This is a genomic window from Methylobacterium oryzisoli (genome assembly GCF_046557895.1).
Taxonomy (GTDB): domain Bacteria; phylum Pseudomonadota; class Alphaproteobacteria; order Rhizobiales; family Beijerinckiaceae; genus Methylobacterium; species Methylobacterium oryzisoli.
This window is the reverse complement of record NZ_JBKIBX010000031.1, coordinates 1-15,822: the sequence shown is the minus strand read 5'-3', so window position 1 is coordinate 15,822 and position 15,822 is coordinate 1. Positions and strand designations below refer to the sequence as shown.

Here is a 15,822-nt window from a genome sequence, read left to right as displayed (position 1 = left end):
CTCCCCTCCTCACTCGGCCGGCTGCAGGTTCGTACCGGGCTGGACCGCGGGGGCCGGGGTGATGCCGGCCGTGCGGATCGGCTGGCCCTCCTCGGGGCCGGGCTCGCCGCGGTAGGGCGGCTTGCGCATCAGCGCCAGGATGTAGAGCACGCCCATCGTGAACACCGCGAAGTAGATCAGCACGAAGGCGATCAGCGAGCCGGCCACCGCGGGCGCCGAGAGCGGCGAGGCGGACTCCGCCGTGCGCAGCAGCCCGTAGACCGTGAAGGGCTGGCGCCCGACCTCGGTGGTGATCCAGCCCGCCAGCACCGCCACGAAGCCCGCCGGTCCCATCACGAGGGCGAAGCGGTGCAGCGGCACCCAGTCGTAGAGCCGCCCGCGCACCCGCGCCCACAGGCTCAGGAGGCCGAGGCCCAGGATCAGGAAGCCGATGCCGACCATGATGCGGAAGGACCAGAAGACGATCGCCACCGGCGGCCAGTTCTCGCGCGGGACCGAGTCGAGGCCCTTCAGCGGCGCGTCGAGGTCGTGCTTGAGGATCAGCGAGGAGAGCTTGGGTATGGCGAGCGCGTAGCGCACCCGCCCGGCCTCCTCGTCGGGCAGGCCGAACAGGACCAGCGGCGCGCCGGCCGGGTGGCTCTCGAAATGGCCCTCCATCGCCATCACCTTGGTGGGCTGATGCTCCAGGGTGTTGAGCCCGTGCGCGTCGCCCGCCGCGATCTGGATCGGCGCCACCAGGGCCGCCATCCACATCGCCATCGAGAACATGGTCCGGGCGCCCTCGTTCGACGGCCCGACCGCCGCGTGACGGTCGCGCAGCAGGTGCCACGCGCCCACCGCGCCGACCACGAGCGCCGTGGTCAGGTAGGCGGCCAGCACCATGTGGACGAGGCGATAGGGGAAGGACGGGTTGAACACGATGGCCCACCAGTCCAGCGGGATGAACTGCCCTTGCGCGTTCACCCCGTGGCCCTGCGGCGTCTGCATCCACGAGTTCACCGACAGGATCCAGAACGCCGACGCGAAGGTGCCGAGCGCCACCATCAGCGTCGCCCCGAAATGCAGCCGCGGCCCGACCTTGTTCATGCCGAACAGCATCACGCCGAGAAAGCCGGCTTCCAGGAAGAACGCGGTCAGAACCTCGTAGGCCATCAGCGGGCCCAGCACCGGGCCGGTCTTGTCCGAAAAGACAGACCAGTTCGTGCCGAACTGGTAGGACATCACGAGGCCCGACACGACGCCCATCGCGAAGGCGACGGCGAAGATCTTGATCCAGTACTTGAACAGATCGAGGTAGACCTGCCGCTTGGTGGCGAGCCAGAGGCCTTCGAGGACGGCGAGGTAGCTCGCCAGCCCGATCGAGAAGGCCGGAAAGATGATGTGGAACGCCACCGTGAATCCGAACTGGATCCGCGCGAGGAGCAGCGCGTCGACACCCGACAGCATGGCAACCCTCTCAGAGGCTGGAAATGGGGCTGGTGACTGGGCTGTGGTTGCGGCTCTTATCGTATTTTCAGGAATTTCTGAAAATTGAGAATCGACGCGGCGCATCGACGCAATCGAAGCCGCCGCTCCGGTGCTAAGGGCGGGACATCATCCCCGGCCGCGGCGCGACGGCACCGTCCGAGCGGCGCGTCTCCCCGAAATCCGAACGGCGAGGCCGAGCGACGGTTCCCGCAGGGAGCGGGCGTCCGCTCCCGCTTGCGCGATGCCCTGATGGTTCGCGGCCGGCACGGCCGGCGCTCAGGGGCGCAGCAGCACCTTGCCGACGGCCTCCCGGCGCGAGAGCACGCCCAGCGCTGCCTGCGCCTCTTCCAGCGGGTAGACCCCGTGGACCTTGGCGGTGAGCCTGCCCGCCGCCACCATGGCGAGGAGCTGGGCCTGGTTCGCCGCATGCGCCTGCGGCTCGTGGCGCACGAAGGCGCCCCAGTGCACGCCGAGCACGTCGATGCCCTTCAGCAGCACGAGGTTGAGCGGGATCTTCGGGATCGGCCCCGCCGCGAAGCCGATGACGAGGAAGCGGCCCTTCCAGTTGAGCGCGCGCAGGGCCGGCTCGGCGAAGTCGCCGCCGACCGGATCGTAGATCACGTCGATGCCGGTCTCGCCCCCGAGCCGCCGCAGGCCCTCGCGCAGGTTCTCCTGCCCGTAATCGAGCAGCAGGTCGGCCCCGTGCGCCCGGGCGGCCTCCAGCTTGTCCGCCGAGGAGGCGCAGGCGATCACCCGCGCGCCCATCGCGTGGCCGAGCTCCACCGCCGCGAGGCCGACGCCCCCCGAGGCGCCGAGCACCGCGAGCGTCTCACCGGGCTTCAGGGCGGCCCGGTCCTTCAGGGCGTGGAGCGAGGTGCCGTACGTGACGGTGAGGCCCGCCGCCTGCTCGTCGCTGACGCCGTCCGGCACCCGGCTGAGCGCGGCGGCCGGCACCAGAACGGCCTCGCGGCAGGCGCCGTAGCCGAGATGGGCGATGACCCGCTCGCCCACCCGGAGGCCCGTGACGCCCTCCCCCAGCGCGTCGACCACGCCGGCCGCCTCGGCCCCGGGCGAGAACGGCAGGTCGGGCTTCACCTGGTAGCGCCCGGCGATGATCAGCGTGTCGAAGAAGTTGAGCGCCGCCACCGCGACGCGCACCCGCACCTCGCCGGGGCCCGGCACCGGATCGGGCAGGTCCTCGATCACCAGCTCCTCCGGCCCGCCGAGCGTCTTGCACAGGAGCGCCTTCATGCCTCGTCCTCCCTCGCAGCCGCCGCGCGGCGGATCCCGTGCCGCCTCCCTGCGGCAGGCGGCGGCGCGTGGCAAGGCCGTCTGCACGGCACGGTAAGGCTTTCGCGCTACGACCGGATCCGGGTCGCCGGGAGAGGACCATCGTGCTGGGCGAAGGCGTGGTGCTGGTCACCGATCATCCCAGCCGCAGCGCTCCCCACGTGGAGGCGCTGCGGGGCCTCGCGCCCTGCGCCGTGGCCGACCCGGACGTGGCGTGGTCCGCCCATGCCGGCGTGGCGGCGGTGGTGGCCGATCTCGACCTCACCCGGTCGGCCGCGATGCACTGCCTGCTGGCGCTACGCGGCCAGCCCTGGGCGGAGGGCCTGCCCGTGCTCTGCCTGACGCTGCGGGGCACCGACCGGGCGCTGCGCCAGGCGCATCTGCTCGGGGCCGCCGCCTGCCTGCCGTTCTACACCGAGCCGCACGTGGTGGTGACGGCGGTGCTCAACCTCGTCGATCCGGGCCAGAGCAGCCTCAACGCGGAGATCCGCCGCTGCGCCGCGCGGGCCGCAGGTGCGCTGGGCGACCTCTTCCAGTCCGCCGCCCAGGCTGGGCGCATCGACCTCGCGGGGGTCGACCGCTCGGTCGATCCGCTGCTGGACTCGCTGCGCGACGGCGGCCTCGCCCGCTGGCTCAACACCATCCGGGCGCACGACGACGTCACCTACCGGCACTGCCTCGTGGTGGCCGGGCTCGCGGCGCATTTCGCCGCCCATGTCCGCTTCCCGCTGGTCCAGCAGCGGCGCCTCGTGCGGGCCGCCCTGGTGCACGATGTCGGCAAGGCGCGCATCCCCCGCAGCCTCCTCCTGAAGCGCGGCGCGCTGGACGCCACCGAGACGGCGGTGATGCGCAGCCACGTCGAACTCGGCCACGCCATCCTGCGGGCGAGCGTCGACGCCGACGCGGCGATGCTGGACGCGGCGCGCCACCACCACGAGCGCCTCGACGGCAGCGGCTACCCGGACGGCCGCTCCGGCGAGGCGATCAGCGACGTCGCCCGCTTCATCGCGATCTGCGACGTCTACGCGGCCCTCACCGAGCGGCGTCCCTTCCGGCCCGCGATGGCGCCCGGCGAGGCGATGGCGACGCTCGCCGGCATGGAGCGCCAGCTCGAACCCGGCTTCGTGCAGGCCTTCGGCCGCGCCATCCTGGGCTGAGCGCCCGTCGCCGCTCAGGCCGGGTAGGCGAGCCCGCGGCACTGGAAGCCGAGCGCCCGCGGCACGCGCGGCAGGTACGCCTCCACGACCTCCGCCACCGCGAAGCCCGCCTCCTGCAGCAGCCGCACCGTCGGGCGGGTGAGATGGCAGCCGACGGCGAGCGGACGCCAGAGCGGCTCGATCCGGTGCTGCCAGCGCGCGACGGCGGGCTCCGCCGACAGCCCGTGCTCCAAGAACAGGAGACAGCCATCCGGCCGGAGCACCCGCCGCACCTCGGCGAGGCAGCGGGCGGGATCGTCCACCGAGCACAGCGTGTAGGTGATCACCGCCGTGTCGATGCTGGCCTCCGCGAGGGGCAATTGCTCGGCCGGCGCCTGCAGGATCTCCACCGGCATGACGGCGTTGCGGCGCGCCGCCTCGCCGAGCGCCAGGAACCCGGCATGCGGATCGACGCCGATGACCCGCTCCACGAGATCCGGGTCGTAGTACGGCAGGTTGAGGCCGGGGCCGATCCCAATCTCCAGCACGACGCCGCGGGCGTGCGGCACCACCGCCTCGCGCTGGGCGGCGATGTCGGGCGCAGCGCACAGGCAGCCCACGAGGCGGGGACCGAGGTGGCGGGCGTAGAAGGTGGCAAGGCTCATGGGATCACTCCTGGATGCTCGCGCCAGCATCCGGCGATCCGACGGCGCGTTTTGTGATCCAGATCACGCAGGCGGGCGACGCCCCGGCGTAGTCTGCCCGCCTGTTCCGACCGCCGGAGAGACCCCATGCCGTCGCCCGCCGACCTGCCGCACCCGTCCCGCCCGTTCCTCGCCGATGGCGGCTTGGAGACCACGCTCGTCTTCCTCGAAGGGATCGACCTCCCCTGCTTCGCGGCCTTTCCGCTCCTGGCGAGCGAGGACGGGCGCGCGCGGCTGGCGCGCTACTTCGCGCCCTACGCCGACCTCGCGCGCCGGTACCGCACAGGCCTGATGCTCGACACCCCGACCTGGCGGGCGAACCCCGACTGGGGGGCGCGCCTCGGGATGGCGGCGGGCGACCTCGACGCCATCAACCGCGCGGCGGTGGCCTTCCTGGCCGCGCTGAGCGCGGAGTGGCGCACGGGTCCGGTCCTGCTCAACGGCGTCGTCGGGCCGCGCGGCGACGGCTATCACGCCCGAGAGGCGATGAGCCCGGAGGCGGCGCAGGCCTACCACGCGCCCCAGGTCCAGTCGTTGCGCGGCGGCGGCGCCGATCTCGTGAGCGCCGTCACCATGACGAGCCGCGACGAGGCCGTGGGGATCGTGCGGGCGGCGCAGGCGGCCGGCCTGCCGGTGGCGGTCTCGTTCACGGTGGAGACGGACGGGACCCTGCCCTCCGGCGAGGCGCTCGGCGCGGCCATCACCGAGACCGATGCTGCCACCGACGGCGCGCCACTCTACTACATGGTCAATTGCGCCCACCCGCAGCATCTCGCGCCGGCCCTGGAGCCCGGGGCGGCGTGGCTGGACCGCATCCGGGGCGTGCGGCCGAACGCGTCGCTGCGCAGCCACGCGGAGCTCGACGCGGCCAGCGATCTCGATCCCGGCGACCCGCTTCAGCTCGCGCGGGACTGCGCTGCCCTGCGCCGGACCCTGCCCGCCCTCTGCGTCTTCGGCGGCTGCTGCGGCACCGACCATCGCCACATCGCGGCGATCTGTGAGGCGTGCCTGTCGTCCTGACTCGTCGTTGCGCCGGCGCGTTGCCAGACGGCGGGAGGTGCAACGACCACTGCTCCGGACGCGACCGCGGCCCGTCGATCGAGAGGGCAATCCCGCACGGCCATGCCCGGGCTGGTCGATGAGTCCCGCAACCCGTCCGGTCAGGGGCTAAGCGAGCGTCGGCCGGGTAGCGGCCCGCGTCACGGCGCGGCGCGCTCTTCCCTCCGGCAATCCTCCAGTCCGAGCGGCATCGCGTCCCGCAGGTCGGGCTCGTAGCAGCACCAGTTGCACAGACCCTTGCGGGCGATCTCCGGTGCGTTCTTCTGCGAGCACAACGGGCAGACGTGCAGGATGATCCGACCCTGATCCAGCACGGCCTTGCCGCGTCCCTTGAATGTAATGGCCTGATCCATCCGCGTTACTCTGCCGTACCAGCCACCCTGTGCGCGGGCCGACAACGTGAGCGCGGCAGGAAAGTTCACCCGGCCGCGCCACGGCTTGCACGGAAGACGCCGAGATCGCGGCGCGACGGCGGCGGGCGTTCGTGCGAGAATCGGCGCGGCCCGGCCGCATCGAACGGATCCCGCCACAGCCAGGGTCGTTAGAGACGCGGATCGCGCCGTGCCGGCGCGGTGGCCCGAGGACGTTGACGGATGAGAACCGAGGACGCCAGCGCCCGCTACGTCGACCTCGACGCCTGGGACAGTCTCGATGTGTTGCGGGCGCTCTGGGAGGGACAACTCGCGGCGGTGGCCGCGGTCGGCCCGGCCCTGCCGGCCATCGCGGCGGCGGCCGAGGCGGCGGAAGCCGGCCTGCGGCGCGGCGGACGCCTCGTCTATGTCGGGGCCGGCACGTCAGGGCGCATCGGCGTGCAGGACGGGGCGGAGCTGCCGCCGACCTTCGACTGGCCGGAGGAGCGGCTGGGCTTCGGCATCGCGGGCGGCCCCACCGCGATCCTGCGGGCCGTGGAGGACGCGGAGGATTCCACCGTCGACGGCGCGGCCTGGATCGCCGAGACGGGGATCGGCGGCGACGACGTCGTGGTCGGCCTCTCGGCCAGCGGCACCACCCCGTTCACGCTCGCGGCGCTCAAGGCGGCCCGGGCGCGGGGCGCCGTGGCGATCGGGCTCGCCAACAACCCGGGCACGCCGATCTTGGAGCAGTGCAGCCACCCGATCCTCGTCGCCACCGGCGGCGAGGTGATCGCCGGCTCGACCCGCATGAAGGCGGGCACGGCGCAAAAGATCGTCCTCAACCTGCTCTCGACCCTGATCATGATCCGGCTCGGCCGGGTCTATCGCGGCCGCATGATCGCCATGCGGGCCACCAACCGGAAGCTGCGCGCGCGGGGCGCCGCCATGGTGGCGGAACTGGCGGGCTGCGACGCCGACGCGGCCGGACGCGCCGCGCTGCAGGCCGACGGCGACATCAAGCTCGCGGTCCTGATCGCGCGCGGGGTGGACCGGGACGAGGCCGAGCGCCTGCTGGCGCGCCACGACGGCAACCTGCGCCGCGCGCTGGCCGCCAGGGGGACGGGCGCATGAGCCGGACCGCGAACGAGACCGGCGCGCCGACCTTCATGGCCCGCGAGACCGCCGAGGTGCCGCACGTGGCCGCGCCCCTCTGCACGGGCGGCGGCGAGGTGGCGCGGGTGGCGGGCGAACTGGCCGGGCGGACCTTCCCGTTCGTCGTCGTCTGCGGCCGGGGCAGTTCGGGCCACGCGGGCGTGTTTCTGCGCTACCTGATCGAGACCCGGCTCGGCCTGCCGGTCTCGGCCTCGGCGCCCTCGGTGGTGACGGGCTATGCCCGCCCGCCGCGCGTCGCGGGCGCGCTGTTCGTCGTCATCTCGCAGTCCGGCCGCTCGCCGGATCTCGTGGCGGCGACCGAGGCGGCGCGGGCCGGCGGCGCCCTGACGCTCGCCCTCGTCAACGACCCCGCCTCGCCCGCCGCCGCGGCCTGCGACCTCGTGCTGCCCATCGGGGCGGGACCCGAGCGCGCGGTGGCGGCGACCAAGACCGTGGTCAATTCCCTGGTGGCGAGCGCCGCGCTCGCGGCGGCGTGGTCCGGCGACCGGGCGCTGGCGGAGGGGCTCGCCGCCCTCCCCGACCGCCTGGAGCGCGCGCTCGGCCTCGACTGGTCGGCCTGGACCGCCGACCTCGCGGCGGCTCCGGCCGCCTTCGTCACCGGGCGCGGGCACGGGCTCGGCACGGTGCGGGAGATCGCCCTCAAGCTCGCCGAGACCCTACGGCTGCCGGCCCTCGGCTACAGCGCCGCCGAGCTGCGGCACGGCCCCCGCGCCTCGGTCTCGGCAGCGACCCCGGTCCTGGCGCTGCGGCAGGCCGACCCGGTGGCCGAGGGCATCGACCAGCTCGCGGCGGACCTGCGGCGGGACGGCGTGCGGGTCCATGCCTGCGGCGGACCGGCCGGCACCCTGCCCTGGCTCGGCGACGGGCACCCGGCCTGCGACCCGATCGTGATGCTGGTACCGGCCTACCGCGCCATCGAACGCGAGGCGCGCCGCCGCGGCCTCGATCCCGACGCGCCGGCCGGCCTGACCAAGGTGACGGAGACGCTGTGACCGCGCCCTTCGCCCTCCTGGCCGGCCGCGTCTTCGACGGCGAGGTTTTTCTGAGCGACCGCGCCGTCGTGGTGCGCGACGGCCTCATCGCCGACCTGACGCCCGCCCCGCCCGCCGGCTTGCGCACCGTTCGCCTGCCCGCGGGCGCGATCCTGGCGCCCGGCTTCGTGGACGTGCAGGTCAATGGCGGCGGCGGGGTCCTCCTCAACGACGATCCGAGCCCGGCGGCCATCGCCCGCATCGCCGCCGCCCACCGGCGGGTCGGCGGGACCACGGCGCTCCTGCCGACGCTGATCAGCGACACCCGGCCGGCCATCAGCGCGGCGATCGCGGGCGTGGCGGCGGCGATCGCCGCCGGGGTGCCGGGCATCCTCGGCCTCCACCTCGAAGGCCCGTTCCTCAGCCCGCAGCGCCCCGGCATCCACGATCCGGCGCGGCTGATCCCGTTCGGGCCGGGCGATGCCGACCTGCTCACGGGCCTGGGCGATCGCGGCCTCACCCTGATCACGCTCGCTCCGGAGGCGGTGCCGCCCGGCACCGTGGCGGCCCTGAAGGCGCGCGGCGCCCGCGTCTGCGCCGGCCACACCGCGGATGACGGCAGCGCCCTCCGGCGCGCCCTCGACGAGGGGCTCGACGGCGTCACCCATCTGTTCAACGCCATGTCGCAGCTCGGCCCGCGCGAGGCCGGCGCGGTGGGTGTCGCGCTGGCCGAGCCGCGCCTGTTCGCGGGCATCATCGCGGACGGGCACCATGTCGGCGATGCCCAGCTCGCGATCGCGCGGCGCCTCAAGGGACCGGAGCGCCTGATGCTCGTCACCGACGCGATGTCGCCCGTGGGCGATCCCGACGAGCGCCGAACTTTTTCCCTGTTCGGCCGCACCATCCACCGGGACGGCAACCGCCTGGCGAGCGCCGACGGGACCCTCGCGGGCGCCGCCCTCACGATGGCGGGCGCCGTGCGGCACATGAGCACCCGCGGCGGCGCCTCCCTGGCGGAGGCCCTGACGATGGCCGCCCTGACGCCGGCCCGCTTCCTCGGTCTCGACGGCCGAATGGGCCGCATCGCCCCCGGCTACGCGGCGGATCTCGTCGCGCTCGACGCGGGGCTGGACGTTCTCGGCACGGTCATCGGGGGCGATGGCGATCTGGCGGTGTGAGGTGCGGCGGGGGATGGCTCGACGGCGACGAGGAAGGCACGGGAGAGGGGATCCCGCGCTCTTCCGTGGCCTGGGTGGCTGAGGTGGCGATCGTTCGATTTCGCCGCTCGCGCTTCGCCTCGTGCGCTACGCGACCTTATCCTCTCCGAGCAGCGCTGGTGCGGGCGGCGGGACTCGAACCCGCAAGCCTCTCGGCGTCAGATTTTAAGTCTGATGTGGTTACCGGTTTCACCACGCCCGCATGCGCGCACGGCCCGTCGGTCCGCCCGGCCGATCCGGGTTAGCCACAGGCCCCGGCGAGATCAAGCCGGACGCCAGCCGTAGAGCCACGCGTAGCGCTCCGTCATCCGGTCCGGGCCGAGCCGGGCCATCACGGCGTCGCGGGCGGCGGCCACGAGGCTGCCCGCGTGGTAGATGCGGCCGTTGCGGCGGGCCTGCCTCTGGATGGCGCGCACCCGGGGTGCCCGCGCGGCGGCGTAGCGCGCGAGCGCGGTAGGTACATCCGCCGCGTCGCTGAGGCAGGCGGCGAGCACGGCGGCGTCCTCGATGGCGAGCGCCGCCCCCTGCGCCAGGAAGGGCAGCACCGGATGGGCGGCATCGCCGAGGAGGGCGAGGCGGCGGCGCGCCATCGGGGACGCCGCCCGGCGATCGACCAGCGACCACACCAGCCAGGATTCCGGCAGGGCGAGCAGCGCCGCGAGGTCGGGCGCCGCATCCGCGAAGGCGGCGCGCAGCCGGACGGCGTCGCCCGGCGCCCCCCAATCGGCATCGTCGCCGGGCTGCGGCAGCACCGCCACGATGTTCACCCGCTCGCCCCCGGCGACCGGGTAGTGCACCACGTGCCGGCCGCGGCCGAGCCAGAGCCCGGTCTCCCCGCCGCGGAGGGCGGCCGGAACGGCGTCGCGCGGCACCATCGCACGCCACGCCGCCTCGCCGACCGGGCGCAGGGGCCGCCGGTCGAGCCGGGCCCGCAGGGCGGAGCGCACGCCGTCCGCCGCCACGACGAGATCGGCCGCCAGGGTCTCGGCGCGCCCGCCCCCGCCCTCCAGCGCGAGGGCGACGCCGGACGCGCTCTCCTCGATGCCGGCTGCGCTGCGCCCGACGAGGAGGCGGATGCCGGGCCGGCTGCGGACGGCGTCGAGCAGGATCGTCTGCAGGTCCGCGCGGTGGATCACGAGGTAGGGCGCGCCGAAGCGCTCGCGCATGGCGGCGCCGAGCGCCACGGCGCCGATCTGCCGGCCCTGGGCCAGCGACCGGATCGTCACCCCCGGCGGCTCCGACGCGGCGCGGCGCAGGGCGGGGCCGAGCCCGAGGTCGATCAGCACGCGGCTGGCATTGGGCGAGAGCTGGAGGCCGGCCCCGACCGCGCTGAAGCCGGTGCGGCGCTCGGTCAGCGTCACCGCGTGCCCGCGGGCGGCGAGCGCCAGCGCGGCGGTCAGCCCCCCGATCCCGGCGCCGACGACTGCGACCCGGAGGCCCGGCCGGTCGGGGGCGCGGCTATTCGGCGGCAAGGCGGGCGCGGTCGTCCCAGACGCTGGCGGCAGGATCGGCCGTGCCGGCCTTCAGGTCGGACCGGTAGCGGTAGAGCGTCGAGCAGTACTGGCAGATGATCTCGCTCTCGGCGCCCATGTCGAGGAAGACGTGCGGATGATCGAAGGGCGGCAGCGCCCCGATGCACATGAACTCCTTCGACCCGACGTGGATGACCCGGACGCCGTCCTGGTTGTGGAAGTGCGGAACCGCCTTGTCTGCCATCGCGCGAGGATCCTGTGCCCGGGGTCGTCGGCTCCCTCTAGAGCATTTTCCGACGAAGTGGATCCCGGTTCGTGGCGGAAAATGCGGCCGATCAAAGCCTGTGAGCCGCGCCCGATGGCAACGCGATCGGGCGCGGCTCCCGCGGCTTCGGGGCGCTCCGCAAAGGTGGCCCGGCGCCGCCGCCGGCCCCGGTTTGGACACCTTTGGCGCCGACACGCCCGCACGATTCGAAGCGGCCGGGGAGGATGGGGCCTGTGAGACGGATGCTGATCGGGGCCGCGCTGGCGGCCTGCCTGTGCGGGACGCACGAGGCCCGGGCGCAGAGCAACACGGCCGTCGGCGCGGGCGCGGGCGTGGTGGCGGGCGCCATCGTCGCCGGGCCGGTCGGCGCGGTCGTGGGCGGCCTCGTCGGGGCGGCCTGGGGTGAATCGAGCAAGCCTCGGCGCCGCTACGCCGCCCGGCGCCGGCCGGTGCGGGCGAAGGCCGCGCGGGCCGCCCCCGCGCCGACGCCCCCCGCCCGGGTCGCGCAGCGCCCGCCCGCCGGCGCGTCGGGCTGGGTCAACCCGCGCTGAGAATCGCCGGTCCGCGGCGGCCTCCGTGCGCGGGCCGCGCTTGGCTTCGGGGGCGGAAGGGCCTACATCCGGGCATGCGCCCGCAGATGATGCCGACCTCAAGCCGGACCCGGTTCCAAGAGTCGTGATCCATGAGTCGTGACGAACAGAAGGCGGCCCAGGACGGCCGTCGGCAGGAACCGCCGATCCACGGTCCCGAAGCCTTCGCGGGCATGCGCAAGGCCGGCCGGCTGACGGCCGAGGCCCTCGACCTGCTGATGGAGGCGGTGGAGCCCGGCGTCACCACCGAGGCCCTCGACCGGCTCGCCTACACCTTCGCGATGGATCACGGCGCCTACCCGGCCTCGCTGTTCTACCGGGGCTACCCGAAATCCATCTGCACCTCGATCAACCACGTCGTCTGCCACGGCATCCCGAACGACAAGCCGCTGCGCGAGGGCGACATCGTCAACCTCGACATCTGCCTCATCCTCGACGGCTGGCACGGGGATTCGAGCCGGATGGCCTATGTGGGCGAGGTGCCGCGCAAGGCTGCGCGCCTGTGCGAGATCACCCACGAGGCGATGATGCGCGGCATCAACGCGATCCGCCCCGGCGGCACCACCTGCGACATCGGCGCGGCCATCCAGTCCTTCGCGGAGGGCGAGCGCTGCTCGGTGGTGCGCGATTTCTGCGGCCACGGCCTGGGGCGCGTCTACCACGACGCGCCGACGATCCTCCACTACGTCGAGCCGAGCTACAACGTGGTGCTGCGGCCCGGCCAGTTCTTCACCGTGGAGCCGATGATCAATCTCGGCCGTCCGCACGTGAAGGTGCTCTCCGACGGCTGGACCGCCGTGACCCGCGACCGCTCGCTCTCGGCCCAGTTCGAGCACACCGTCGCGGTGACCGAGACGGGCGTGGAGATCTTCACGCTGTCGCCCAAAGGTCTGGACCTGCCGAAGAGCCCTGCCTGAGCGGGCGCATGGCCCGCTCCGTCGACCGTCCCGGCCTCGCCGACAGCGCGGGCGAGGCGCCGCACTATCACGGCCACCGCGAGCGGTTGCGGGCACGCTTCGCGCAGGGCGACACGCTGCCCGATTACGAGTTCCTCGAACTCGTCCTGTTCCGGTCGATCCCGCGGCGCGACGTCAAGCCGATCGCCAAGGCGCTGATCCAGCGCTTCGGCAGCTTCGCCGAAGTGATCTCCGCGCCGCCCGACCTGCTCGCCGAGATCGACGGCATCGGCCCTTCGGTCATCGGCGACCTCAAGATCCTGGAGGCGGCGGGCCGCCGGCTCGCCCGCGGCGCGGTGGCGGAGCGCCCGCTCCTCACCTCGTGGAGCGCGGTGATCGACTATTGCCGGGCCGCGATGGCCTTCTCGCCCCGCGAGGAGTTCCGCATCCTCTTCCTCGACAAGCGCAACCGGCTCATCGCCGACGAGGTGCAGGGCCACGGCACGATCGACCACACCCCGGTTTATCCCCGCGAGGTGGTGCGCCGCTCCCTCGAACTCTCGGCCACCGCGCTCATCCTCGTGCACAACCACCCGTCGGGGGACCCCACGCCCTCGCAGGCCGACATCCGGATGACCCGCGAGATCGTGGCGGCGGCCTCGCCGCTCGGCATCGTGGTGCACGACCACATCATCGTCGGGCGCGACGGCCACGCGAGCCTGAAAGGGCTGAAGCTGATGTGAGGCTCAAGGTGCCTGAGACCTCTGGCGCCGGCCCCCGCCCGACGCTACATGAGGTGGGCGGGGCTGCGGGGCGCGTCAGGAGACACATATCCCCGGGGCCTTATCGACTCCCTCGGGAGCTGTCCCCGCCCTGGTCCGTGGACCGGGGCACACGGCGCCCACCTACGCTGTAGGTTTCCCGGGATCGATTCTCCAACGGCTCTCGTGGCTCCGCGCTCCTTCATGACAGACACACCGGCTGCATCCCCCGAAAAGGCCTCTCTCCGGCGGGAGGTTCTGGCGCGGCGGGACGCGCTCGACCCGGCCTTCCGCGCCGAGGCCTCCGCCCGCATCGCGCAGCGCGTGCTCGCCCTGCCCGACCTCGCCCGCTTCGACCTCGTGAGCGCCTTCTGGCCGATCCGCAGCGAGGTCGACGTGCGCCCGCTGATCGCGGCGCTGCGCGCGCGCGGCCAAGCGGTCGCCCTCCCGCAGGTCACGCCGGAGGGCTTGGTCTTCCGCCGCGTGGACGAGGCCGATTCGCTTGCCGCCGGCGGCTTCGGACTCAGCGAGCCGGGTCCCGAGGCGCCGGCTGTGTGCCCGCGCGCGCTGCTCGTGCCGCTCGCGGCCTTCGACCGGCGCGGCCACCGCATCGGCTACGGCAAGGGCTACTACGACCGCGCCCTGGCCGACCTGTCGCGCGACGGGCCGGTGCTGGCGATCGGCATCGCCTTCGCGGCGCAGGAGATCCCCGCCGTGCCCGATACGCCCCACGACCGCCGGCTCGACCGCATCGTCACCGAGGACGGCGCCATCGCACCGGCCGGAGCCTGACCATGCGCCTCCTCTTCCTCGGCGACGTCGTCGGGCGCCCGGGCCGAAGCGTGGTGAGCGAGCGCCTGCCGGCCTTGCGCGAGCGCTGGCGCCTCGACTGCGTGGTGATCAACGGCGAGAACGCGGCGGGCGGGTTCGGCATCACCGAGGCGATCTGCGAGGAATTGCTCGACGCGGGCGCCGACGCGGTCACGCTCGGCAACCACTCCTTCGACCAGCGCGAGGCGCTGGTGTTCATCGAGCGCCAGCCGCGGCTGATCCGGCCCGCGAACTACCCCCAGGGCACGCCCGGGCGCGGCGCCACCGTGGTGGAGACCCGCGCGGGCGCCAGGGTGCTCGTCGTCAACGTGATGGGGCGGATCTTCCTCGATCCCCTCGACGATCCCTTCGCGGCGGCCGAGCGCGAGGTTACCGCCTGTCCGCTCGGCGCGGCGGCGGACGCGGTGGTGGTCGACGTCCACGCCGAGGCGACGAGCGAGAAGGAGGCCTTCGGCCACTACCTCGACGGTCGCGCCACCCTGGTCGTCGGAACGCACACCCACGTGCCCACCGCCGACCACCGCATCCTGCCTGGCGGCACCGCCTACCTGTCGGATGCCGGCATGTGCGGCGACTACGATTCGGTGCTGGGCATGCACAAGGACGAGCCGCTGCGCCGCTTCCTGCAGAAGACGCCGGGCGCGCGTCTCGAAGCCGCCAGCGGCGAGGGCACGCTGTGCGGCATCGCGGTCGAGACCGACGACGCCACCGGGCTCGCCCGACGCGTCTCGGCCGTGCGGCTCGGGCCGCATCTCGAAGAGACGTGGCCGCGCCACTGGGATTGATACGAGATCCGGACGATCAGTTCGGATCTCGGATCAGGCAGCCCGCGCGGCGGAGCCGAAGGCTCCGCGCACCTGAGCGAAGCCGAAATCCGCATCGCCAAGGTCTACTGTGGCGAAGCGATCAATCGGATTTCGTATGATACCGCCGCGCTTATGAACTGATCTGTTCGAGGTAGGGGTAGGCACAGAGGGTCTTGATGCGGCCGGTCTCTGCCGCGAGCGCAGTCCAGGCCCGGCAGCACGCCTCGACGACGGCCTCGTAGTCGGCCAGGAGCCGGTGGGAGAGATAGCGCTCGCGCAGGTAGAGCCAGACACGCTCGACCGGGTTCAACTCGGGACTGTAGGGCGGCAGCGGCACGAGGGTGAGATTGGGCGGGAGCGTCACCGCGCGCGGGTCGTGCCAGCCCGCGCCGTCCAGCACCATCACAGCGTGGGTGTCGGCCGGGATGCTGGCCGCGAAGTCGGCCAGGAAGCGGTCCATGGCCTGGGTGCAGACGCGCGGCAGCACGAGGGCGAACTCCTCGCCTGTGGCGGGCCGCACGGCTGCGAAGATGTAAGCCGAGGCGAAGCGCTTGTCGCACAGCCCGGGCGGGCGCTGGCCGCGCACCCACCAGCGGTGGCCGATCCGGCCCTTCTGTCCGACACGCGCCTCATCCATGAACCAGAGCGCGATCGTCTTGTCCGGATGAGCTTGGACCGCCGCCGCTACGGCCGTGCGAAGCCCCTTTTGGCGAAAGCGGCAGCGGCACGGGCGTGCCGCTTCGGGTGAACGGGCCTGGCTTTCTGCTTCGACAGGCCGAGCCGACGCACGACCCGCGACATGGATTGCGGGCACATGGTCTTGTCGAACCG

17 protein-coding genes, 1 tRNA gene, 1 other RNA gene and 1 pseudogene are annotated in these 15,822 nt (G+C 73.5%); 11 read left to right on the top strand and 9 right to left on the bottom strand.

What is annotated here, in order from left to right; genetic code table 11:
• Positions 1 to 9: 9 nt before the first annotated feature.
• Together ACKUB9_RS23905 and ACKUB9_RS23900 are read right to left on the bottom strand one after the other, a co-directional pair.
• Complete coding sequence (locus ACKUB9_RS23905) at positions 10 to 1,446, bottom strand: cytochrome ubiquinol oxidase subunit I (RefSeq protein WP_407527777.1); 1,437 nt, start codon at positions 1,444 to 1,446, stop codon at positions 10 to 12.
• A gap of 297 nt (positions 1,447 to 1,743) precedes the next feature.
• Complete coding sequence (locus ACKUB9_RS23900; RefSeq protein WP_407527779.1) at positions 1,744 to 2,718, bottom strand: NADPH:quinone oxidoreductase family protein; 975 nt, start codon at positions 2,716 to 2,718, stop codon at positions 1,744 to 1,746.
• 143 nt (positions 2,719 to 2,861) lie between these two features.
• On the opposite strand from ACKUB9_RS23900, the gene ACKUB9_RS23895 reads away from it, so the two are divergent.
• Complete coding sequence (locus tag ACKUB9_RS23895) at positions 2,862 to 3,914, top strand: HD-GYP domain-containing protein (RefSeq protein WP_407527782.1); 1,053 nt, start codon at positions 2,862 to 2,864, stop codon at positions 3,912 to 3,914.
• Positions 3,915 to 3,928: 14 nt separating this feature from the next.
• Here ACKUB9_RS23895 and ACKUB9_RS23890 read toward each other — a convergent pair whose 3' ends face one another.
• Complete coding sequence (locus ACKUB9_RS23890; RefSeq protein ID WP_407527784.1) at positions 3,929 to 4,558, bottom strand: class I SAM-dependent methyltransferase; 630 nt, start codon at positions 4,556 to 4,558, stop codon at positions 3,929 to 3,931.
• Between the two features lie 126 nt (positions 4,559 to 4,684).
• Between ACKUB9_RS23890 and ACKUB9_RS23885 the strand changes: the two genes are divergently transcribed.
• On the top strand, positions 4,685 to 5,617 hold the full coding sequence (locus tag ACKUB9_RS23885) for a homocysteine S-methyltransferase family protein (RefSeq protein WP_407527787.1): 933 nt from the start codon (positions 4,685 to 4,687) through the stop codon (positions 5,615 to 5,617).
• A 179-nt stretch (positions 5,618 to 5,796) separates the two neighbouring features.
• Here the strand turns inward: ACKUB9_RS23885 and ACKUB9_RS23880 are convergent, their stop codons facing one another.
• The gene (locus ACKUB9_RS23880; RefSeq protein ID WP_407527790.1) at positions 5,797 to 6,078 is read right to left on the bottom strand and encodes a hypothetical protein; all 282 of its coding nucleotides are present in this window, start codon (positions 6,076 to 6,078) and stop codon (positions 5,797 to 5,799) included.
• Positions 6,079 to 6,249: 171 nt separating this feature from the next.
• Between ACKUB9_RS23880 and ACKUB9_RS23875 the strand changes: the two genes are divergently transcribed.
• From ACKUB9_RS23875 to nagA, 3 genes are read left to right on the top strand one after another with little or no spacing between them, the layout of a single operon-like run.
• Entirely contained in the window at positions 6,250 to 7,140 is an 891-nt protein-coding gene (locus ACKUB9_RS23875) for an N-acetylmuramic acid 6-phosphate etherase (RefSeq protein WP_407527792.1), read from the top strand.
• Positions 7,137 to 8,174, top strand: coding sequence for an SIS domain-containing protein (locus ACKUB9_RS23870; protein WP_407527795.1), 1,038 nt, complete (start codon positions 7,137 to 7,139; stop codon positions 8,172 to 8,174). The genes ACKUB9_RS23875 and ACKUB9_RS23870 overlap by 4 nt, the downstream gene beginning before the upstream one ends.
• Positions 8,171 to 9,331 carry an N-acetylglucosamine-6-phosphate deacetylase gene (gene nagA / locus ACKUB9_RS23865; protein WP_407527798.1) on the top strand — a complete coding sequence of 387 codons (1,161 nt, stop codon included), beginning with the start codon at positions 8,171 to 8,173 and terminating at the stop codon, positions 9,329 to 9,331. The genes ACKUB9_RS23870 and nagA overlap by 4 nt, the downstream gene beginning before the upstream one ends.
• Before the next feature lie 156 nt (positions 9,332 to 9,487).
• On the opposite strand, the gene ACKUB9_RS23860 is transcribed toward nagA, so the two are convergent.
• The 3 genes from ACKUB9_RS23860 to ACKUB9_RS23850 form a co-directional block, all read right to left on the bottom strand.
• Positions 9,488 to 9,572, bottom strand: a tRNA-Leu gene (locus ACKUB9_RS23860).
• 61 nt (positions 9,573 to 9,633) lie between these two features.
• Entirely contained in the window at positions 9,634 to 10,842 is a 1,209-nt protein-coding gene (locus ACKUB9_RS23855) for an FAD-dependent oxidoreductase (protein WP_407527800.1), read from the bottom strand.
• Positions 10,829 to 11,086, bottom strand: a complete 258-nt coding sequence (locus ACKUB9_RS23850; protein ID WP_407527803.1) for a zinc-finger domain-containing protein — start codon at positions 11,084 to 11,086, stop codon at positions 10,829 to 10,831. The genes ACKUB9_RS23855 and ACKUB9_RS23850 overlap by 14 nt, the downstream gene beginning before the upstream one ends.
• A gap of 263 nt (positions 11,087 to 11,349) precedes the next feature.
• Between ACKUB9_RS23850 and ACKUB9_RS23845 the strand changes: the two genes are divergently transcribed.
• From ACKUB9_RS23845 to ACKUB9_RS23820, 6 genes are all read left to right on the top strand, one after another.
• Positions 11,350 to 11,658: a DUF456 family protein gene (locus ACKUB9_RS23845; protein ID WP_407527836.1), complete on the top strand. Its 309-nt coding sequence runs from the start codon at positions 11,350 to 11,352 to the stop codon at positions 11,656 to 11,658.
• 131 nt (positions 11,659 to 11,789) lie between these two features.
• Positions 11,790 to 12,614, top strand: a complete 825-nt coding sequence (gene map / locus ACKUB9_RS23840; RefSeq protein ID WP_407527806.1) for a type I methionyl aminopeptidase — start codon at positions 11,790 to 11,792, stop codon at positions 12,612 to 12,614.
• Positions 12,615 to 12,622: 8 nt separating this feature from the next.
• Positions 12,623 to 13,336 (top strand): RadC family protein, encoded by a 714-nt coding sequence (radC, locus tag ACKUB9_RS23835; RefSeq protein ID WP_407527809.1) that lies wholly within the window; start codon positions 12,623 to 12,625, stop codon positions 13,334 to 13,336.
• Between the two features lie 57 nt (positions 13,337 to 13,393).
• Positions 13,394 to 13,551, top strand: a non-coding RNA gene (ssrS, locus tag ACKUB9_RS23830) — 6S RNA.
• Positions 13,552 to 13,558: 7 nt separating this feature from the next.
• Positions 13,559 to 14,146, top strand: a complete 588-nt coding sequence (locus tag ACKUB9_RS23825; protein WP_407527812.1) for a 5-formyltetrahydrofolate cyclo-ligase — start codon at positions 13,559 to 13,561, stop codon at positions 14,144 to 14,146.
• 2 nt (positions 14,147 to 14,148) lie between these two features.
• Positions 14,149 to 14,970 (top strand): TIGR00282 family metallophosphoesterase, encoded by an 822-nt coding sequence (locus tag ACKUB9_RS23820; RefSeq protein ID WP_407527815.1) that lies wholly within the window; start codon positions 14,149 to 14,151, stop codon positions 14,968 to 14,970.
• 151 nt (positions 14,971 to 15,121) lie between these two features.
• Here ACKUB9_RS23820 and ACKUB9_RS23815 read toward each other — a convergent pair.
• Together ACKUB9_RS23815 and ACKUB9_RS23810 are read right to left on the bottom strand one after the other, a co-directional pair.
• A pseudogene (locus tag ACKUB9_RS23815) lies at positions 15,122 to 15,676 on the bottom strand (IS630 family transposase); the annotation flags it as partial.
• Positions 15,676 to 15,822, bottom strand: a 147-nt coding sequence (locus ACKUB9_RS23810) for a winged helix-turn-helix domain-containing protein (RefSeq protein WP_410825931.1), incomplete at its 5' end; no start/stop codon positions are given. The gene ACKUB9_RS23810 and the pseudogene ACKUB9_RS23815, both read right to left, overlap by 1 nt.